Here is a 16,374-nt window from a genome sequence, read left to right on the forward strand (position 1 = left end):
ATGTTCACCGACAAGAATCTTCCGAACGTCTCCCGCCGCGCGCTGCTGACCGGCGGTCTCGCCACCGGCTTCCTGCTCGCCTTTCATCTGCCGCTGCGCGCAGCCGCCAACGAACCAGAGCAGAAGGATACGACCGACGGCAGGTTCGCCCCCAACGCTTTTATCCGCATCGACGAGACCGGCCGCACCGTCCTGATGATGCCGCAGGTCGAGATGGGCCAGGGCGTCTATACCTCGATTGCGATGATCCTGGCTGAGGAGCTCGATGCCGACTGGGCCAAGGTCGAGGTCCAGCACGCGCCGCCCAACGACAAGCTCTACGCCAATCCCGTGTTCGGCTTGCAGGCAACCGGTGGCTCGACCTCGATCCGCGCCTGGTGGAAACCGCTGCGCGCCGCCGGCGCCAGCGCGCGGGCCATGCTGGTGCAGGCCGCAGCGGCGCAATGGCAGGTCGATCCTGCCAGCTGCACGGCGTCGAAAGGCGAGGTCGTGCACGCCGCGAGCAGCCGCAAGATCGGTTATGGCGAACTGGCATTGGCCGCACAGAGCCAAACGCCGCCGAAGGACGTTGCGGTCAAGGACCCCAAGGACTTCGTCATCATCGGGCAGCCGCTGAAGCGGCTCGACACGCCGGACAAGGTCAACGGCAAGGTCGTCTACGGCATCGATGCGATCCTGCCGAACATGAAGATCGCGGTGATCGCCAATTGTCCGGTGTTCGGCGGCAAGGTCGGCAAGGTCGACGACACTGGGGCGATGAAAGTCGCCGGCGTGCGCAAGATCGTGGTGCTCGAGGATACGGTCGCGGTGATCGGCGACCACACATGGGCCGCCAAAAAAGGTCTCGAAGCGCTCAAGATCGAATGGAACGAGGGACCGAACGCAAAAATCAGCACCAAGGACATCTGGCAGGACCTGCGCGCCGCCAGCGAGAAGGACGGCGCGATCGCAAAATCAGTCGGCGACATCGCCAAGGGGCTGGCGAGCGGCGACAGATTCGAGGCGAGCTTCGAATTGCCGTTCCTGGCGCATGCCTCGATGGAGCCGATCAACGCCACTGTCCACGTCAGGCCGGACGCCTGTGAGATCTGGACCGGCACGCAGATCATGACGCGCGTGCAGGCGGAGGCGGCGAAGGCCGCCGGCGTTCCCATCGACAAGGTGATCGTCAACCAGCATCTGCTTGGCGGCGGCTTCGGCCGCAAGCTCGAGCCCGACATGGTGGTCGCGGCGGTGAAGATCGCCAAGCAGGTCGACTATCCCGTCAAGGTGATCTGGACTCGCGAGGAGGACATCCAGCACGACGTCTACCGCCCGGTTTATCGCGACCAGGTCACCGCGACACTGGTCGATGGCAAGGTGTCGGCCTGGAAATACAAGATCGCCGGCTCGGCGGTGATTGCACGCTGGCTGCCGCCGGCGTTCCAGAAGGGCATCGATATCGACGCGGTCGATGCCGCGGCGGACATGCCCTACGACTTTCCCAACTTCCAGGTCGAATATGTCCGCGCCGAACCGCCTGCGGTGCCGACCGGCTTCTGGCGCGGCGTCGGCCCGAACAACAACGTGTTCGCGTTCGAATGCGCGATGGACGAGCTGGCGCGCAAGGCCGGCAAGGACCCGGTCGAATTTCGCCGCGCCCATCTGACAAAGAACCCGCGCGCGCTGGCTGTGCTGAATCTGGTCGCGGAAAAATCCGGCTGGGGTGAGAGGCTGCCGCCACGCGTCGGCCGCGGCGTCTGCGTGCAGCCGTCGTTTGCCAGCTACCTCGCGACCGTGGTGGAAGCCGAGATCGACGACATCGGCGAGATCGTGCTCCGCCGCATCACTTCGGTGGTCGACACCGGCATCGCTGTGAACCCTGACACGGTGAAGGCGCAGATCGAGGGCGGGCTGATCTTCGGCCTCACCGCCGCGCTCTATGGCGAGATCACCATCGACAAGGGCCGCGTGCAGCAATCGAACTTCCACGACTACCGCATGATGCGCATCAACGAGATCCCGAAGATCGAGGTCATCGTGGTCAAGAGCGGCGAGGCGCCCGGCGGCATTGGCGAGGCCGGCGTCAATGCCGGACCGCCGGCGTTACGCAATGCGATTCTTGCCGCAACCGGCGTGGCGCTGCGGCGCCTGCCGATCGATCGGAAACTGCTGGCTGCGGGGAGGAAGGCATGAGCCGGACAATGCGTATCCTTGCAAGCCTGGTCGTGATCGCCATCGTCGCGGTGGCGCTCGGCGTCTTCATCATCCGCGGACCCGGTCCGCTGGATTTCGCTGGCGGCACCAAGGTGGCGCTGGCCGATTATCGCGCCGGCAAGCCCACGGGCGTGCCGGCCAGGCTCGAAAAAGCAAACCTGGTCGAGCGCGGCGAATATCTGGCGAAGGCGGCCGACTGCATGGTCTGCCACACCAGTCCGGGCGGGAAGGACTATTCCGGCGGGCTCGGCTTCAAGCTGCCGTTCGGCACGCTCTACTCGACCAACATCACGCCCGACAAAGAGACCGGCATCGGCAATTACAGCGACCAGGACTTCCTCGACGCGGTCCAGCGCGGCAAGCGGCACGACGGCGCCCGGCTCTATCCTGCGATGCCCTACACGTCCTACACCTACATGAGCGACGAGGACGTGCTGGCGGTGAAGGCCTATCTGTTCAGCCTGCCGGCGGTGCGCGCCAAGGCGCCGGAGAACACGCTGTCGTTCCCGTTCAACCAGCGCTGGGCGATGTTGTTCTGGTCCGCCGTGTTCAACCCGGACACTCGGTTTGCGCCCGACACCTCGAAGAGCCCGGAGTGGAATCGTGGTGCGTATCTGGCGGAAGCACTGGCGCATTGCGGCGAGTGCCACACGCCGCGCAATCTCGGCTTTGCGCTGGACAACCGCAAGAAGTTCGCGGGCGCGATCACCGCCGGCTGGCACGCCTTCAACATCTCCTCCGACAAGGCCACCGGCCTCGGCAATTGGCGTGACGAGGATCTGATCGCGTATCTGTCGCTCGGCCATACGCCGGGCCACGGCGCGGCCTCGGGTCCGATGGGCGAAGCCGTCGACCACAGTTTTAGCCAGTTCGCACCCGAAGACATCCGCAGCATCGTTGCATACTTGCGCAGCGTGCCGCCGGTGCCCTCGCCCGACCTGCCGGCCACCACGGCGCCGATTGCACCCGCCTCGCACAAGGACGGCGTCACCGCGGATGCCCGCGGCAAGAAGGTGTTCGCCAGCGCCTGCGCCAGCTGCCACGGCTGGAGCGGCGAGAGCCCGGTGTCGCCGATGGCGACGCTCACCGGCACCTGGGCCGTCAACGACCCCGCCGCCACCAACGTCGCGCAGATCGTGCTGTCAGGCACCAGGCGCCACACGCCCGACGGCGCGCTGTCGATGCCGGCGTTCGGCAATGCGTACAGCGACGACGAGATCGCGGCGGTGGCGAACTATGTGACGGCGCGGTTTGGTGCGAAGGGCTCGAAGCTGACGGCGAAAGATGTGGCGGAGTTACGGGAGCAGACGGCGGATTAATCTCGCGCGAACGCTGCTGCCCCTTCGCCCCTTATGGGAGAACGCGGGTCTATGTAACGCGTTGAGACAGCTACGTAAATTAAATCTTGCGTTCATCTAGCGTCCCTTCCACGTGGTTCCATGCGCTCGTGCTACCATCGCTGCATGACGAATCCCTCGATGAAGATACTGCTGGGGCTGCTGACGCTCGCGATCATGACGAGGGCAGCGTCAGCGCTAGATTCGGTTGCCGACGCCAAACAATGCAGCGAAGCCGCGTTGGCGAGCTACGCCTTGACCAGCGCCGAACCCGCCGAAAAAATTGCCGAAATGGCTTTTCGGAGATGCTCCGACAAATGGCGCGAAGCCTTTGACCCTGTTGGCCGAGAGATGGATGCAAGTCCGACACTCAAAGAGGCGCAGGAAAACTGCATCAAACGGCTTGGCCCGTCGTCCTGCCCAGCGCCGCTGCCGTCCATCGTCGTTCTAATGAACGCCGCACAGCGAACCTTCCAATCTGATGCCGTGACCAAGGTCTTCGATATCCGTGCCAAGGTCGCCGGGAAATAGCGGTTTTTTGCACTAGGAATTTTTATGCCAAGACAACCGTTCTTACCGAGCCACTCGAAGGCCGATCTTATTTACGGCATCGGACATATTTCTAAAAAACCAAAGATTGCCGAAGCAACAGGCCGATGCATAATGGCTTGGTCGTATGTGGACTGGCAAATGGCGGTCTTGTTGGCCGCTCTGATGAAGGCAAACTCAGAAGCTTCGGTCGCGATCTTCCTCACGCTCAGAAATGCGCGGGCTCAACGCGATGTCCTCGTTGCCGCCGCAGAGATGACACTTGCGGAATCAGACCGCGAAATATTTGACGCGATCATGCTGATCTATGCGAGCCTTCAAACCCAACGCGCTGACATAGCACACGGAATTTTTGGTTCTATTCCTGACGGCAAAGAGGATGAAATCCCGTGGATCGAAACCAAGAATCTTTCCAAAGACTGGATCGAGAGATTCCACAAGCCAAAAAAAGAAGACTCACCGAAACAGCAAGACGAGAAGCTCGCTCAAAAATGCTGCACTTACATTTACAAACTAGCCGATCTTGAACGCCTCGAAGCCGAGATAGTCCAGCTCTGGGGTGTTGCATTCACCTTCACATCGTACCTGAACCATCCCGGCTTGCCGGTGGCTGTAGAGGCACTCAAGAAGCAATGCGCCGACTCGCCTCTTATGACGCAAGCGTTAGAACGGATGCGGAAATCGAAAGAGTAACATTCGGATTTATGAGGTTTTTTGCTTGCGCATCATGCTGGACAGCAACGTACACGACTTAATTGCGGCCGATCAGGCTGTCCTTCGCGTGCTTCGAGAGCGCATCGCTGAAGGCTCGATTAAACTTGTCAGCACCCACGTTCAGCGCGATGAACTGTCACGGGCTCCGGAGCCGAAGCGAGCCGCGTTGATGGCGATCTATGGGTTGACCGAAAATGTATCGACGGCTGGCGCAGTTTGGGACGTCTCTAGTTGGGATGAATGCAGTTGGGGCAGCGACGAAGGGAACGCCTCTATCGCGGCGCTAACGGGGGGAAATGCAAAGCACGCGGAGGATGCGCTGATAGCAGCAACAGCTTCGTGCGAGGCTGATGTTCTTGTAACAAACGAAACCCGGCTTGCCGCCAAAATCCGGCGCGCCAATATTTCGGTAAAGGTATGGTCGTGGGGCGAGTTCGTCGCCTCGCTCCGTTGATGGAAATCAGAGCGCCTTGCGCCGTAGCCTGCCGTAAGCAACGTGAATCCACAGAAGGACTGCTTTGCGATGGTATCTCTGCTGCCATCGCCCGATGTCGCCGCACGATCAGCAGCGCTTCGCGAAAATGAGCTCTGACTTGACGATCGCTGCGGATTCGAGCCGCCGCTTCATCTGGTCACCATCGACGCAAGCGCTCGACCAGTGTCGTGCGCTACGGTCCGCGAAGCATCGAACAGGTCTGCTCCGGAACATCTCGGATCAACCGGCTCAAAATGCTGGTGGTGACGTGCATCAGCGCGGAGGGTATGGGCCGGTGGCGCGAAGCGCCGGATGAGGGGTCTGTCTCCGCGAGTGCGGCTCAGAGTGAGACTCGCGGAGAGAGACCCCTCACCCGTCTCGCCGCTTACGCGGCGAGCCACCCTCTCCCACAAGGGGCGAGGGTGCAGCGGCGTCTGCCGCGCTAAAATTCAGCTTAACCAGAACTTCGGCGTCGCCGGCTCCAGCCGGCCGCCCGCACGCACCGGAGCAATCCGAAGCGCGAGGCCCGTCGCATCATCGGTCTCCACCGCCACACCGCTGAGCGTCGCGGCCCCTGCGGCCGGCTCGAACCGGCCTGACGGAATCCCCGACGTGAACCTCCGCAGCGGCTCTTCCTTTTGCATGCCGATGATGGAGTCGTAATCGCCGGTCATGCCGGCGTCGGTCATGTAGGCGGTGCCGCCTGACAGGATCTGATGGTCGGCGGTCGGGACATGGGTGTGGGTGCCGACGACGAGGCTGGCGCGGCCGTCGCAGAAGAAGCCGATGCCCTGCTTCTCGCTGCTCGCCTCGCAATGGAAGTCGACCACGATGGCGTCCGCAGCAATGCCGAGCGGACAGGCGCCGAGCTCGCGCTCGAGCGCTGCAAAGGGATCGTCGAACGGGGTCATGAAGACGCGCCCCAAAGCATTGACGACGAGCGCATGCCTGCCGTTCTTGGCCTCGACCAGGGCGGCGCCGCGGCCGGGCGTGCCGCGCGGATAGTTCGCCGGCCGCACCAGTCGCTCGGCGCGCTCGATGAAGACGAGCGCCTCGCGCTGGTCCCAGGAGTGATTGCCGAGCGTCACCGCATCGGCACCGGCATCGAGAAATTCCTGATAGATCGCTTCCGTGATGCCGAAGCCTCCCGCCGAATTCTCGCCGTTGACGACGACGAAATCGAGCGACCAGTCCTTGATCATGCCGGGCAGATATTCGGCGATGGCGTTGCGGCCGCTACGGCCGACGACATCACCCACGAACAGAATGCGCAACTTCAGAACTCCGGAAATCGAAAACGTCCGATTCCGTTAGCACATAATCCAGCGCCACGTCGTGGGCTAGTGCCGGAACCGCCTTGATCTCCTGCGCTGCAAAAGCGAGCCCGATGCCGACGATCTGCTTCGTCTTGCGGAGGTGCGCGAAGGTGTGGTCGTAGTGCCCCGCGCCATAGCCGATGCGATGGCCGAGACGGTCGAAGGCGGCGAGTGGCGTCAGCATGATGTCGGGGATGACTTCGGCGGCCGCCGGCGACGGCTCGGGAATGCCGAGCGGGCCGAGCATCAGGCGGTCGTTCGGATGGAAGATGCGGAAGACCAGCGACTGGCCGCGCGCCGTGACGCAGGGCAGCGCCAGCCTGGCGCCCTCTTCAGTGAGCTTCTTCAGCAGCGGCATCGGATCGATCTCGCTGCGGATCGGAGAGTAGCCGGAGACGATGCTGCCGGGCAGCAGCTCGAACGGCAGCCCGCGCTGGGCAAGCTTGGCGGCCGCGGCGATGCGCTTCTTCTCGCTCAGAGCATCACGCGCCGCGAGGGCTTTGGCACGGAGCTCGGATTTGGTGTTGGTCATGTGCTTCGGTCCCGAGGCAGAGCTGTCTGTCGTCATCACCCGCGAAGGCGGGTGATCCAGTATTCCAGAGACGCCAGTGCTTGAACTTCGACGCCGCGGCGTACTGGATGCCCCGCTTTCGCGGGGCATGACACCGAGACTTGGATTGAACCGCAAGCGTGTCGGGGACGCAATTTTCGAGAGGCACGAGCCGGAAGCAAACACAAAAGTGCGAAGCCGCAAACGCCGTTGAAGCACTCGATCCCGGAGTTCCCTACGAAAGTAGGTGGGCACCATATGTCCGGGCCCACGGGCCCGGCCAGGGACAGTTCCCTAAAGGATCGATAAGGCCCCGGGGATATATGGCTCCGGACGCGCGTCGCAGCCTCGCCTGCGCAATGTAACAACGATACTGACGAATCACCAGAGCGATCGCACGTGGCCACCGAACGCGGCGAGAGAACTTGGCCTGCATGGTTCGAGACGCCCGCTTTGGGCGGGCTCCTCACCATGAGGGTTTAAGATTTCACCGCGAAACAAGACCTCATCCTGAGGAGCCCGCCGCAGCGGGCGTCTCGAAGGATGGCCACAAGGGAAACGCCAAAATCAACCGATCGCGATGCCGTTGCCGACGGTGCGGTTCAGGACCTGGGTCGACTTCTCGATGCGCTCGGCGGCAGAGTTCAGCGCGTTGACCACGGCGGTCTGGGTCATCCGGGCACGCTCGACGGCAGCGTTGCGGAAATCCCGCAGTTCGGTCAGCTCCTGCTCCATGGTGCGGATGCGGTTGCCGGCGTCGACCAACTCGTCGCAGACGGTCAGCGCCGCCATCACGGTGAGCCTGGCATCGCCGATCTCGCCGAATTTTCCGCGCAGCGACTGAATCCGCGTCTCCAGGCCTTCGGCAAGCTTCAACAGCCGCACCTCCTGGCCCTCCTCGCAGGCCATGCGGTATTGCCGGGCGTTGATGGTGACGTTGATGTGGCTCATCCGTCCTCTCCGGTATCAAGTACCGAACGTATCGTGACGATTGCGGACTCCAGCCGATCGGAGATCTCGCGATTGGTGCGCTCGAGCTTGCGCGCTTTCACCAGTGCACCGTCGAGCTCGTCGGCAAGCCGCGAACGATCGGCGCCCAGCGCCTGGATTCGCGTCGCAAGCTCATTCTCGTCGCGGTCAGCATCGCGCCTTCGCTCGACCGCGCTTTCAAGCGCGTCGAGCGCCGCCGTGAGCCTGCGGGTCGCGATCTCGATCTCGACGGCGGAGGACTCCGTCATGGCAGCGCTGTTGGATACGCGATCGTTCATGCAGTCAGCGGCGGAACCTGTGGGCTTGACCCGTGGCCTTTACCTGGGAGCTTGCCGTCCGGCAAAAGACTCGGTTCGGCAAGCGGTTAGAAGCAGAAATTTACGTGGCAAGCTAGCCAAGCGCAACGCCGCCGCGAAACTATGCACTGCTAAGCAACTTTTACGGCCAAACCGGCGTTTGACTGCCTTGGCCTGCCGGAACCGAGATGCTATCCCAGCCGCGCCCCCAGCGGCCGAAAGGCTCTTTCCGGCGCGGCGAATTCTGCCACAAGCGCCTCATTTCAGACGGATTTCAGACATGACGCAGGTCGATCCCAACCGTATGGCCAACGCGATCCGCGGCCTCTCGATGGATGCCGTCGAGAAGGCAAAGTCGGGTCATCCGGGCCTACCGATGGGCGCCGCCGACATGGCCACGGTGCTGTTCACGCAGTTCCTCAAATACGATGCTACCGCAATCGACTGGCCGGACCGCGACCGCTTCGTGCTCTCCGCCGGTCACGGCTCGATGCTGCTCTATTCGCTGCTGCACCTGACCGGCAACGCCGACATGACGCTGGACCAGCTCAAGCAATTCCGCCAGCTCGGCGGATTGACGCCGGGTCACCCCGAGAACTTCCACACCAAGGGCATCGAGACCACCACCGGCCCGCTCGGCCAGGGCATCTCGACCGCGGTCGGCATGGCGCTCGCCGAGAAGATGCTCGCCGCCGAGTTCGGCAAGAAGATCGTCGACCACCACACCTACGTGCTCGCCTCCGACGGCGACCTGATGGAAGGCGTCTCGCAGGAAGCGATCGCGATGGCCGGGCACTGGAAGCTCGGCAAGCTGATCGTGCTCTACGACGACAACGGCATCTCGATTGACGGCCCGACCTCGATCTCCGATTCGGTCGACCAGGTGAAGCGCTTCAAGGCGTGCGGCTGGGCCGCCGAGAAAATCGACGGCCATGACCAGGCCGCGATCGCTGCCGCGATCACCCGTGCGCAAAAATCCAACAAGCCGACACTGATCGCCTGCCGCACCACCATCGGCTTCGGCGCGCCGCACAAGGCCGGCACCGCCAAGGCGCATGGCGAGGCGCTCGGCGCCGACGAGCTCAAGGCCGCCAAGGAAAATCTCGGCATCTCGCTCGAGCCGTTCTCGGTGCCGGATGACGTGCTGAAGGCCTGGCGCGCAGCGGGCTCGCGCGGCGCTGCGGCACGACAGGAATGGGAGGGACGGCTCGGCGAGCTCGGCAGCCGCAAGCGCGCCGAGTTCGAGCGCCGCGTGCGCCACGAGCGTCCGGCTTCGCTGGCGAAGGCCGTGCGCACGTACAAGAAGGAGCTGCTGGAGAAGCCGATGACCGCGGCCACCCGCAAGTCGTCGGAAGCCGTGATCGAGGTGATTGCCGGTGCGATGCCGATGGAATTCCTCGCGGGCTCCGCCGACCTCACCGGCTCCAACAACAACAAGGCGAAGTCGGCAACCGCCTTCTCCGCCAAGACGCCGAAAGGCCGCTTCATCCATTACGGCATCCGCGAGCACGGCATGTGTGCCGCGATGAACGGCATCTTCCTGCACGGCGGCTTCGCACCGAACGGTGCGACCTTCCTCGTGTTCACCGACTATGCGCGTCCGGCGATGCGCCTGGCGGCGCTGATGGGCACCGGTGTGGTCTACGTGATGACGCACGATTCCATCGGCCTTGGCGAGGACGGCCCGACCCATCAGCCGGTCGAGCATCTCGCCGCGCTTCGCGCCATCCCGAACATGCGCGTGTTCCGCCCCTGCGATTCCGTCGAGGTCGCCGAGTGCTGGGAGCTGGCGCTGAATCGTATCGACGGCCCGACGGTGCTGGCGCTGACGCGGCAGAACCTGCCGCAGCTCCGCACCACCGCACCGAACGAGAATCCCTGCGCCCAGGGCGCCTACGAGCTGGTGGCCGCGCAAGGGGAAGCCAAGGCGACGCTGTTCGCATCCGGCTCCGAGGTTGAGATCGCGGTGGCCGCCCAGAAGCAGCTCGTCGAGCGCGGCATCCCGTCGCGGGTGGTCTCGGTGCCCTCGCTCGAGCTGTTGTTAGCGCAACCAGAGGCCAAGCGTGCCGCCATCATCGGCAACGCGCCGGTGAAGGTCGCGATCGAGGCCGCCGTGCGCTGGGGCTGGGATGCCGTGATCGGCCAGGATGGCGAATTTATCGGCATGCATTCCTTCGGCGCGAGCGCGCCGGCCAAGGATCTTTACAAGCATTTCGGCATTACCGCCGAGGCCGCGGTTAACGCCGTGCTGAAGCGCGTATCCTGAGAGTTGAGCTTGCCAAAAAAAAGGACTACGTAATCTCTCATATGATCAAGCACCGCCCGGCTGAACCGGGCGTCCGCCCCTAAAAAACCCTCGCAGGCGCGTATAGCGCGTTGTGCGGGAAGACTAGGCGTTATCGAGCCCGTCATTGAACGGTCATAAGGAGATGAAACATGGCAGTCCGCGTCGGAATTAACGGTTTTGGCCGCATCGGCCGCAACATCCTGCGGGCTATCGCCGAGTCCGGCCGCAAGGACATCGAGGTCGTCGGCATCAACGACCTCGGCCCGGTCGAGACCAACGCCCACCTCCTCCGCTTCGACAGCGTCCATGGCCGCTTCCCCGGCACCGTGACCGTCGACGGCGACTCGATCAGCCTCGGCAACGGCAAGATCAAGGTGACCGCCGAGCGCGATCCCTCGAAGCTGCCCTGGAAAGATCTCGGCGTCGACATCGCGATGGAATGCACCGGCATCTTCACCGCGAAGGACAAGGCATCCGCGCATCTGACCGCCGGCGCCAAGCGCGTGCTGGTCTCCGCGCCTGCCGACGGCGCCGACGCCACCATCGTCTACGGCGTCAACCACGACACGCTGACCAAGGACCACATGGTGGTCTCGAACGGCTCGTGCACCACCAACTGCCTCGCGCCGGTCGCCAAGGTGCTGAACGATCTCGTCGGCATCGAGACCGGCTTCATGACCACGATCCACGCCTATACCGGCGACCAGCCGACGCTGGACACGCTGCACAAGGATCTCTACCGCGGCCGTGCGGCTGCGATGTCGATGATCCCGACCTCGACCGGTGCCGCCAAGGCGATCGGCCTCGTGCTGCCCGAGCTGAAGGGCAAGCTCGACGGCGTCTCGATCCGCGTGCCGTCGCCGAACGTCTCGGTGATCGACCTCAAGATCGTCGCCAAGCGCGCCGCCGATCCGAAGGAAATCAACGAGGCGATGAAGCGCGCCTCCGAGCAGCAGCTCAAGGGCATCCTCGGCTACACCAACGCGCCGAACGTCTCGATCGACTTCAATCACGATCCGCACTCGGCCACCTTCCACATGGACCAGACCAAGGTGCAGAACGGCACGCTGGTGCGCGTGATGGCCTGGTACGACAACGAGTGGGGTTTCTCGAACCGCATGGCGGACACCGCCGTCGCGTTCGCGAAGGTGATCTAAGCGTTTACTCTCGTGTCCCGGACGCGGTGCAGCGCGCTTGCGCTGCTCCGCAGAGCCGGGACCCATTCAACTGCGGGACTCGCTGCAATGTGGGTCCCGGTTCTGCACAGCAGCGCTTCGCGCCGCAGTGCGCCCGGGACAAGAGCGCCCGGGACAAGAGAGAGTATCCGATGGCGAACAAATTCCGCACCCTCGACGACGTCGACGTGAAGGGCAAGCGCGTGCTGCTGCGCGTCGATCTCAACGTGCCCATGGACAATGGCCGCGTCAGTGACGCGACCCGGCTCGAGCGCGTCGCGCCGACCATCACCGAAATCTCGGACAAGGGCGGCAAGGTCATCCTGCTCGCGCATTTCGGCCGGCCGAAGGGCCGCGATGCCAAGGACTCACTGAGGCCGGTCGCCGAAGCGCTGTCGAAGGTCGTGAAGAAGCCCGTCGCGTTCGCTGACGATTGCATCGGCGAGCCCGCGGCCAAGGCTGTGGCGACCCTAGAGGATGGCGACATCCTCTGTCTGGAAAACACCCGCTTCCACAAAGAGGAAGAGAAGAACGATCCGGCCTTCGTCGCGGAGCTCGCAAAGCTCGGCGACATCTGGGTCAGCGATGCCTTCTCGGCCGCGCACCGCGCCCACGCCTCGACCGAAGGTCTCGGCCACAAGCTGCCGGCCTATGCCGGCCGCACCATGCAGGCCGAGCTCGACGCGCTGGAGAAGGCGCTGGGTTCGCCGACCAAGCCTGTCATCGCGATCATCGGCGGCGCAAAGGTCTCGACCAAGATCGACCTGCTCGAGAACCTCGTGGGCAAGGTCGACGCGCTCGTGATCGGCGGCGGCATGGCCAACACCTTCCTGCACGCCCAGGGCGTCGGCATCGGCAAGTCGCTGGCCGAGAAGGATCTCGCCGCCACTGCGTTGCGCATCGTGGAGAAGGCCTCGGCCGCCAACTGCGCCATCATCCTCCCGGTCGATGCCACCGTCGCCTATCATTTCGCCGCCAACGCGCCGTCGCATGCCTATGGGCTCGATGCGATCCCGGCCGACGGCATGATCCTCGACGTCGGCCCACAATCGATCGCACGCATCCACGCCGCCATCGACGACGCCGCCACGCTGGTCTGGAACGGACCGCTCGGCGCGTTCGAGATGCAGCCGTTCGACCGTGGCACGATGGCAGCCGCCAAGCACGCCGCCGCGCGCACCAAGGCCAAGAAGCTGATCTCGATCGCGGGCGGCGGCGACACGGTCGCGGCCCTCAACCAGGCCCATGTGGCCGGTGATTTCACCTATGTCTCGACCGCCGGTGGCGCATTTCTTGAATGGATGGAGGGCAAGCCCCTGCCCGGCGTCGAAGTTCTGCGCATCAAGTAATCAGACGGCAAGAAACCGGCAAGAAACAAGCGGCCCTGAGGCCCGAACGGAGAAAAAGACAGATGGCTCGGATCACGTTGCGTCAATTGCTCGACCATGCGGCGGAACACGATTACGGCGTCCCGGCCTTCAACATCAACAACATGGAGCAGGCGCTGGCGATCATGGACGCGGCCAACCAGGTCGACGCGCCCGTCATCATCCAGGCCTCGCGCGGCGCGCGCTCCTACGCCAACGACGTCATGCTCAAGCACATGATGGACGCGGTCACCGAGATCTACCCGCACATTCCGGTCTGCGTGCATCTCGACCACGGCAACGAGGCCGCCACCTGCATGACCGCGATCCAGGCCGGCTTCACCTCGGTGATGATGGACGGCTCGCTCAAGGCCGACGGCAAGACCCCCGGCGACTGGACCTACAATGTCGGCGTCACCAAGACCGTGACCGACATGGCCCATCTCGGCGGCATCTCGGTCGAGGGCGAGCTCGGCGTGCTCGGCTCGCTCGAAACCGGCATGGGCGACAAGGAAGACGGCCACGGCGCCGAAGGCAAGCTGAGCCACGACCAGCTCCTGACCAATCCGGACGAGGCCGTGAAGTTCGTCCAGGAGACCAAGGTCGACGCGCTCGCGATCGCAATGGGGACGTCTCACGGTGCTTACAAATTTACCCGCAAGCCGGACGGCGACATCCTCGCCATGAACGTGATCGAGGAGATCCATCGCAAGCTGCCCAACACGCATCTCGTGATGCACGGCTCCTCGTCGGTGCCGCAGGACCTCCAGGACATCATCAACGCCCATGGCGGCAAGATGAAGCCGACCTGGGGCGTGCCGGTTGCCGAGATCCAGCGCGGCATCAAGCACGGCGTGCGCAAGATCAACATCGACACCGACAACCGCATGGCCATGACCGGCCAGATCCGGAAAGTGCTCAAGGACAATCCGGAAGAGTTCGATCCGCGCAAGTATCTGAAGCCGGCGATGGAAGCCATGACCAAGCTGTGCAAGCAGCGGCTCCAGGAGTTCAACACCGCCGGCCAAGCCTCCAAGTTCAAGAAGATCCTGACCCCCGCCGACATGGCCAGGCGCTACGCCAAGGGCGAACTCGACCCCAAGGTGGCGTAAGGACCGCGCGAGGGCGTGAAGCCCGGCACGCTCTATCGTCTCCCTCGCCCCGCCCTTCGCGGGGAGAGGGCGGGGTGAGGGGCTGCTTCCGCAGAGGCGGTGACAGACGGACTCGCGGAGGCCCCCCTCACCCGGTCGCTTCGCGACCGACCTCTCCCCGCAAGCGGGGCGAGGAGAACCGTCGCCAGCCGCTCATTTGCGGCCCTCCCCGCCCCCCTTACCCTGCGACGAACGTTAACTCGGCAATTGCCCGAGAACCGTCTATTTTCACAGGCAAGGGCAGAATCGTTTTGGGAGGACCTCTCGATGAATCTGACTGAGCTCAACAAAATCGCGACCGCCATGGTCGCGCCCGGCAAGGGCATCCTTGCCGCCGACGAATCCTCCGGCACCATCAAGAAGCGCTTTGACGCGATCGGCGTGGAATCGACCGAAGGCAACCGCCGCGACTACCGCGAGATGCTGTTCCGCTCGAGAGAGGCCATGAGCCAGTACATCTCGGGCGTGATCCTCTATGACGAGACGATCTGGCAGGCGGCAGGTGACGGCACGCCACTGGTCAAGCTGATCGAGAGTAGCGGCGCCATTCCCGGCATCAAGGTCGACGAGGGCACGCAAGCCCTGCCGATGTGCCCGGGCGAAACAGTCACCGTCGGGCTGGACAAGCTTGCCGAGCGGCTGAAGAAATATTACGAGCGCGGCGCCCGCTTCGCCAAATGGCGCGCGGTGATCGATATCGGCAGCGACGTTCCCTCGATGACCGCGATCAGCGTCAATGCCCATGCGCTGGCGCGCTATGCCGCGCTGTGCCAGGCCGCGCAGATCGTGCCGATCGTCGAGCCGGAGGTGCTGATGGATGGTGATCACGACATCGACCGCTGCTATGAGGTCACGAGCCGCGTGCTCAACGAGACGTTCCAGGAATTGCGCGTGCAGCGCGTCGCGCTCGAAGGCATGGTATTGAAGCCGAACATGGCGATCTCGGGCAAGAAATGCGCAAAGCAGGCTTCCGTCGAGGAGGTCGCGGAGAAGACAATCCGGCTGCTGAAGGCGTGCGTGCCGGCGGCGGTGCCCGGCATCGCCTTCCTCTCCGGCGGCCAGGCGGACGAGGAGGCGACTGCGCACCTCAACGCCATGCACAAGCTTGGCAGGCTACCCTGGGGCCTGACCTTCTCGTACGGCCGCGCGCTGCAGGCCGCGCCGCAGAAGGCCTGGTCGGGCAAGGCCGAGAACGTCGCGGCCGGACAAAATGCATTCAGTCATCGTGCACGCATGAATGGCCTCGCCTCCAAGGGCGAATGGCAAAGCAGCCTGGAAAAGAAGGCAGCCTAGATCTTGTCGAACAAATCGCCTCCGCCGCGCCCGGCGCCGCGTCTTTATCTCGCGACGCCTGTTGTCGACGATCCCGCCGCGCTCCTCGCCGAGTTGCCCGCTCTGCTCGCAGCCGTCGATGTCGCAGCCGTGCTGGTGCGGCTGAAGGAGACCGACCAGCGCACCATGATCTCGCGGATCAAGGCTTTGGCGCCGATGGTGCAGAACGCCGGCGCGGCCCTGCTCGTCGACGGCCATCCCGAGATCGTCGCACGCGGCGGCGCCGATGGCGCGCATCTCGCAGGCATCGCCGCGCTGGAAGAGGCGATGCCCTCGCTCAAGCCCGATCGCATCGCCGGTGTCGGCGGGCTCGAGACGCGGCACGAATCCATGAATGCGGGCGAGATGGGTGCTGATTACGTGCTGTTCGGCGAGCCCGATGCGAAGGGCCAGCGCCCGTCGTCCCAGGCGATCGCCGAACGGCTGGACTGGTGGGCCGAGTTGTTCGAGCCGCCCTGCGTCGGCTTTGCGATGTCGTTCGAGGAAGCCCACGACTTCGCCGCCAGCGGCGCCGATTTCGTGCTGGTCGGCGATCTCGTCTGGGCGGATTCGCGCGGGCCGAAGGCCGCGCTGATCGAGGCCGATGCCGCGATCAAGAGGGCCTTCACGGCTGTTGCCGCGGGCCAGGGCTAGCGCCCC

The 16,374-nt window shown here is 64.1% G+C and carries 15 protein-coding genes and 1 other RNA gene; 11 read left to right on the top strand and 5 right to left on the bottom strand.

The window, feature by feature from the left end:
* From ABID58_RS08910 to ABID58_RS08930, 5 genes are all read left to right on the top strand, one after another.
* Positions 1–2,175 (top strand): xanthine dehydrogenase family protein molybdopterin-binding subunit, encoded by a 2,175-nt coding sequence (locus ABID58_RS08910; RefSeq protein ID WP_354032358.1) that lies wholly within the window; start codon positions 1–3, stop codon positions 2,173–2,175.
* A complete protein-coding gene (locus ABID58_RS08915) occupies positions 2,172–3,515 on the top strand; it encodes a c-type cytochrome (RefSeq protein ID WP_354032359.1) in 1,344 nt (447 codons plus the stop codon). Before ABID58_RS08910 ends, ABID58_RS08915 begins: the two co-directional genes overlap by 4 nt.
* A 159-nt stretch (positions 3,516–3,674) precedes the next feature.
* Complete coding sequence (locus ABID58_RS08920; RefSeq protein ID WP_354032360.1) at positions 3,675–4,064, top strand: hypothetical protein; 390 nt, start codon at positions 3,675–3,677, stop codon at positions 4,062–4,064.
* Positions 4,065–4,088: 24 nt separating this feature from the next.
* Positions 4,089–4,775, top strand: a complete 687-nt coding sequence (locus tag ABID58_RS08925; RefSeq protein ID WP_354032361.1) for a hypothetical protein — start codon at positions 4,089–4,091, stop codon at positions 4,773–4,775.
* A gap of 25 nt (positions 4,776–4,800) precedes the next feature.
* On the top strand, positions 4,801–5,250 hold the full coding sequence (locus tag ABID58_RS08930; protein WP_148756422.1) for a hypothetical protein: 450 nt from the start codon (positions 4,801–4,803) through the stop codon (positions 5,248–5,250).
* A 470-nt stretch (positions 5,251–5,720) separates the two neighbouring features.
* Here ABID58_RS08930 and ABID58_RS08935 read toward each other — a convergent pair whose 3' ends face one another.
* From ABID58_RS08935 to ABID58_RS08955, 5 genes are all read right to left on the bottom strand, one after another.
* Positions 5,721–6,545, bottom strand: a complete 825-nt coding sequence (locus ABID58_RS08935) for a TIGR00282 family metallophosphoesterase (protein ID WP_354032362.1) — start codon at positions 6,543–6,545, stop codon at positions 5,721–5,723.
* Positions 6,523–7,119, bottom strand: a complete 597-nt coding sequence (locus ABID58_RS08940; protein WP_354032363.1) for a 5-formyltetrahydrofolate cyclo-ligase — start codon at positions 7,117–7,119, stop codon at positions 6,523–6,525. Before ABID58_RS08940 ends, ABID58_RS08935 begins: the two co-directional genes overlap by 23 nt.
* A 209-nt stretch (positions 7,120–7,328) precedes the next feature.
* Positions 7,329–7,489, bottom strand: a non-coding RNA gene (gene ssrS, locus ABID58_RS08945) — 6S RNA.
* A gap of 215 nt (positions 7,490–7,704) precedes the next feature.
* On the bottom strand, positions 7,705–8,088 hold the full coding sequence (locus tag ABID58_RS08950; protein ID WP_148756420.1) for a cell division protein ZapA: 384 nt from the start codon (positions 8,086–8,088) through the stop codon (positions 7,705–7,707).
* Positions 8,085–8,405, bottom strand: coding sequence for a DUF4164 domain-containing protein (locus ABID58_RS08955; protein WP_187435489.1), 321 nt, complete (start codon positions 8,403–8,405; stop codon positions 8,085–8,087). The genes ABID58_RS08950 and ABID58_RS08955 overlap by 4 nt, the downstream gene beginning before the upstream one ends.
* A gap of 289 nt (positions 8,406–8,694) precedes the next feature.
* On the opposite strand from ABID58_RS08955, the gene tkt reads away from it, so the two are divergent.
* From tkt to ABID58_RS08985, 6 genes are all read left to right on the top strand, one after another.
* Positions 8,695–10,689 (top strand): transketolase, encoded by a 1,995-nt coding sequence (gene tkt, locus ABID58_RS08960; protein ID WP_354032554.1) that lies wholly within the window; start codon positions 8,695–8,697, stop codon positions 10,687–10,689.
* Positions 10,690–10,859: 170 nt separating this feature from the next.
* A complete protein-coding gene (gap, locus tag ABID58_RS08965; protein WP_148756418.1) occupies positions 10,860–11,867 on the top strand; it encodes a type I glyceraldehyde-3-phosphate dehydrogenase in 1,008 nt (335 codons plus the stop codon).
* A 170-nt stretch (positions 11,868–12,037) separates the two neighbouring features.
* Positions 12,038–13,234, top strand: coding sequence for a phosphoglycerate kinase (locus tag ABID58_RS08970; protein ID WP_354032364.1), 1,197 nt, complete (start codon positions 12,038–12,040; stop codon positions 13,232–13,234).
* Positions 13,235–13,296: 62 nt separating this feature from the next.
* Positions 13,297–14,364: a class II fructose-bisphosphate aldolase gene (gene fba / locus ABID58_RS08975; protein ID WP_354032365.1), complete on the top strand. Its 1,068-nt coding sequence runs from the start codon at positions 13,297–13,299 to the stop codon at positions 14,362–14,364.
* A 306-nt stretch (positions 14,365–14,670) separates the two neighbouring features.
* The gene (locus ABID58_RS08980) at positions 14,671–15,696 is read left to right on the top strand and encodes a class I fructose-bisphosphate aldolase (RefSeq protein WP_354032366.1); all 1,026 of its coding nucleotides are present in this window, start codon (positions 14,671–14,673) and stop codon (positions 15,694–15,696) included.
* A gap of 3 nt (positions 15,697–15,699) precedes the next feature.
* Positions 15,700–16,368, top strand: a complete 669-nt coding sequence (locus ABID58_RS08985) for a thiamine phosphate synthase (RefSeq protein ID WP_354032367.1) — start codon at positions 15,700–15,702, stop codon at positions 16,366–16,368.
* The last annotated feature ends 6 nt before the right edge of the window (positions 16,369–16,374 follow it).

It is taken from the genome of Bradyrhizobium sp. S3.2.6 (genome assembly GCF_040546885.1).
GTDB lineage: Bacteria > Pseudomonadota > Alphaproteobacteria > Rhizobiales > Xanthobacteraceae > Bradyrhizobium > Bradyrhizobium cytisi.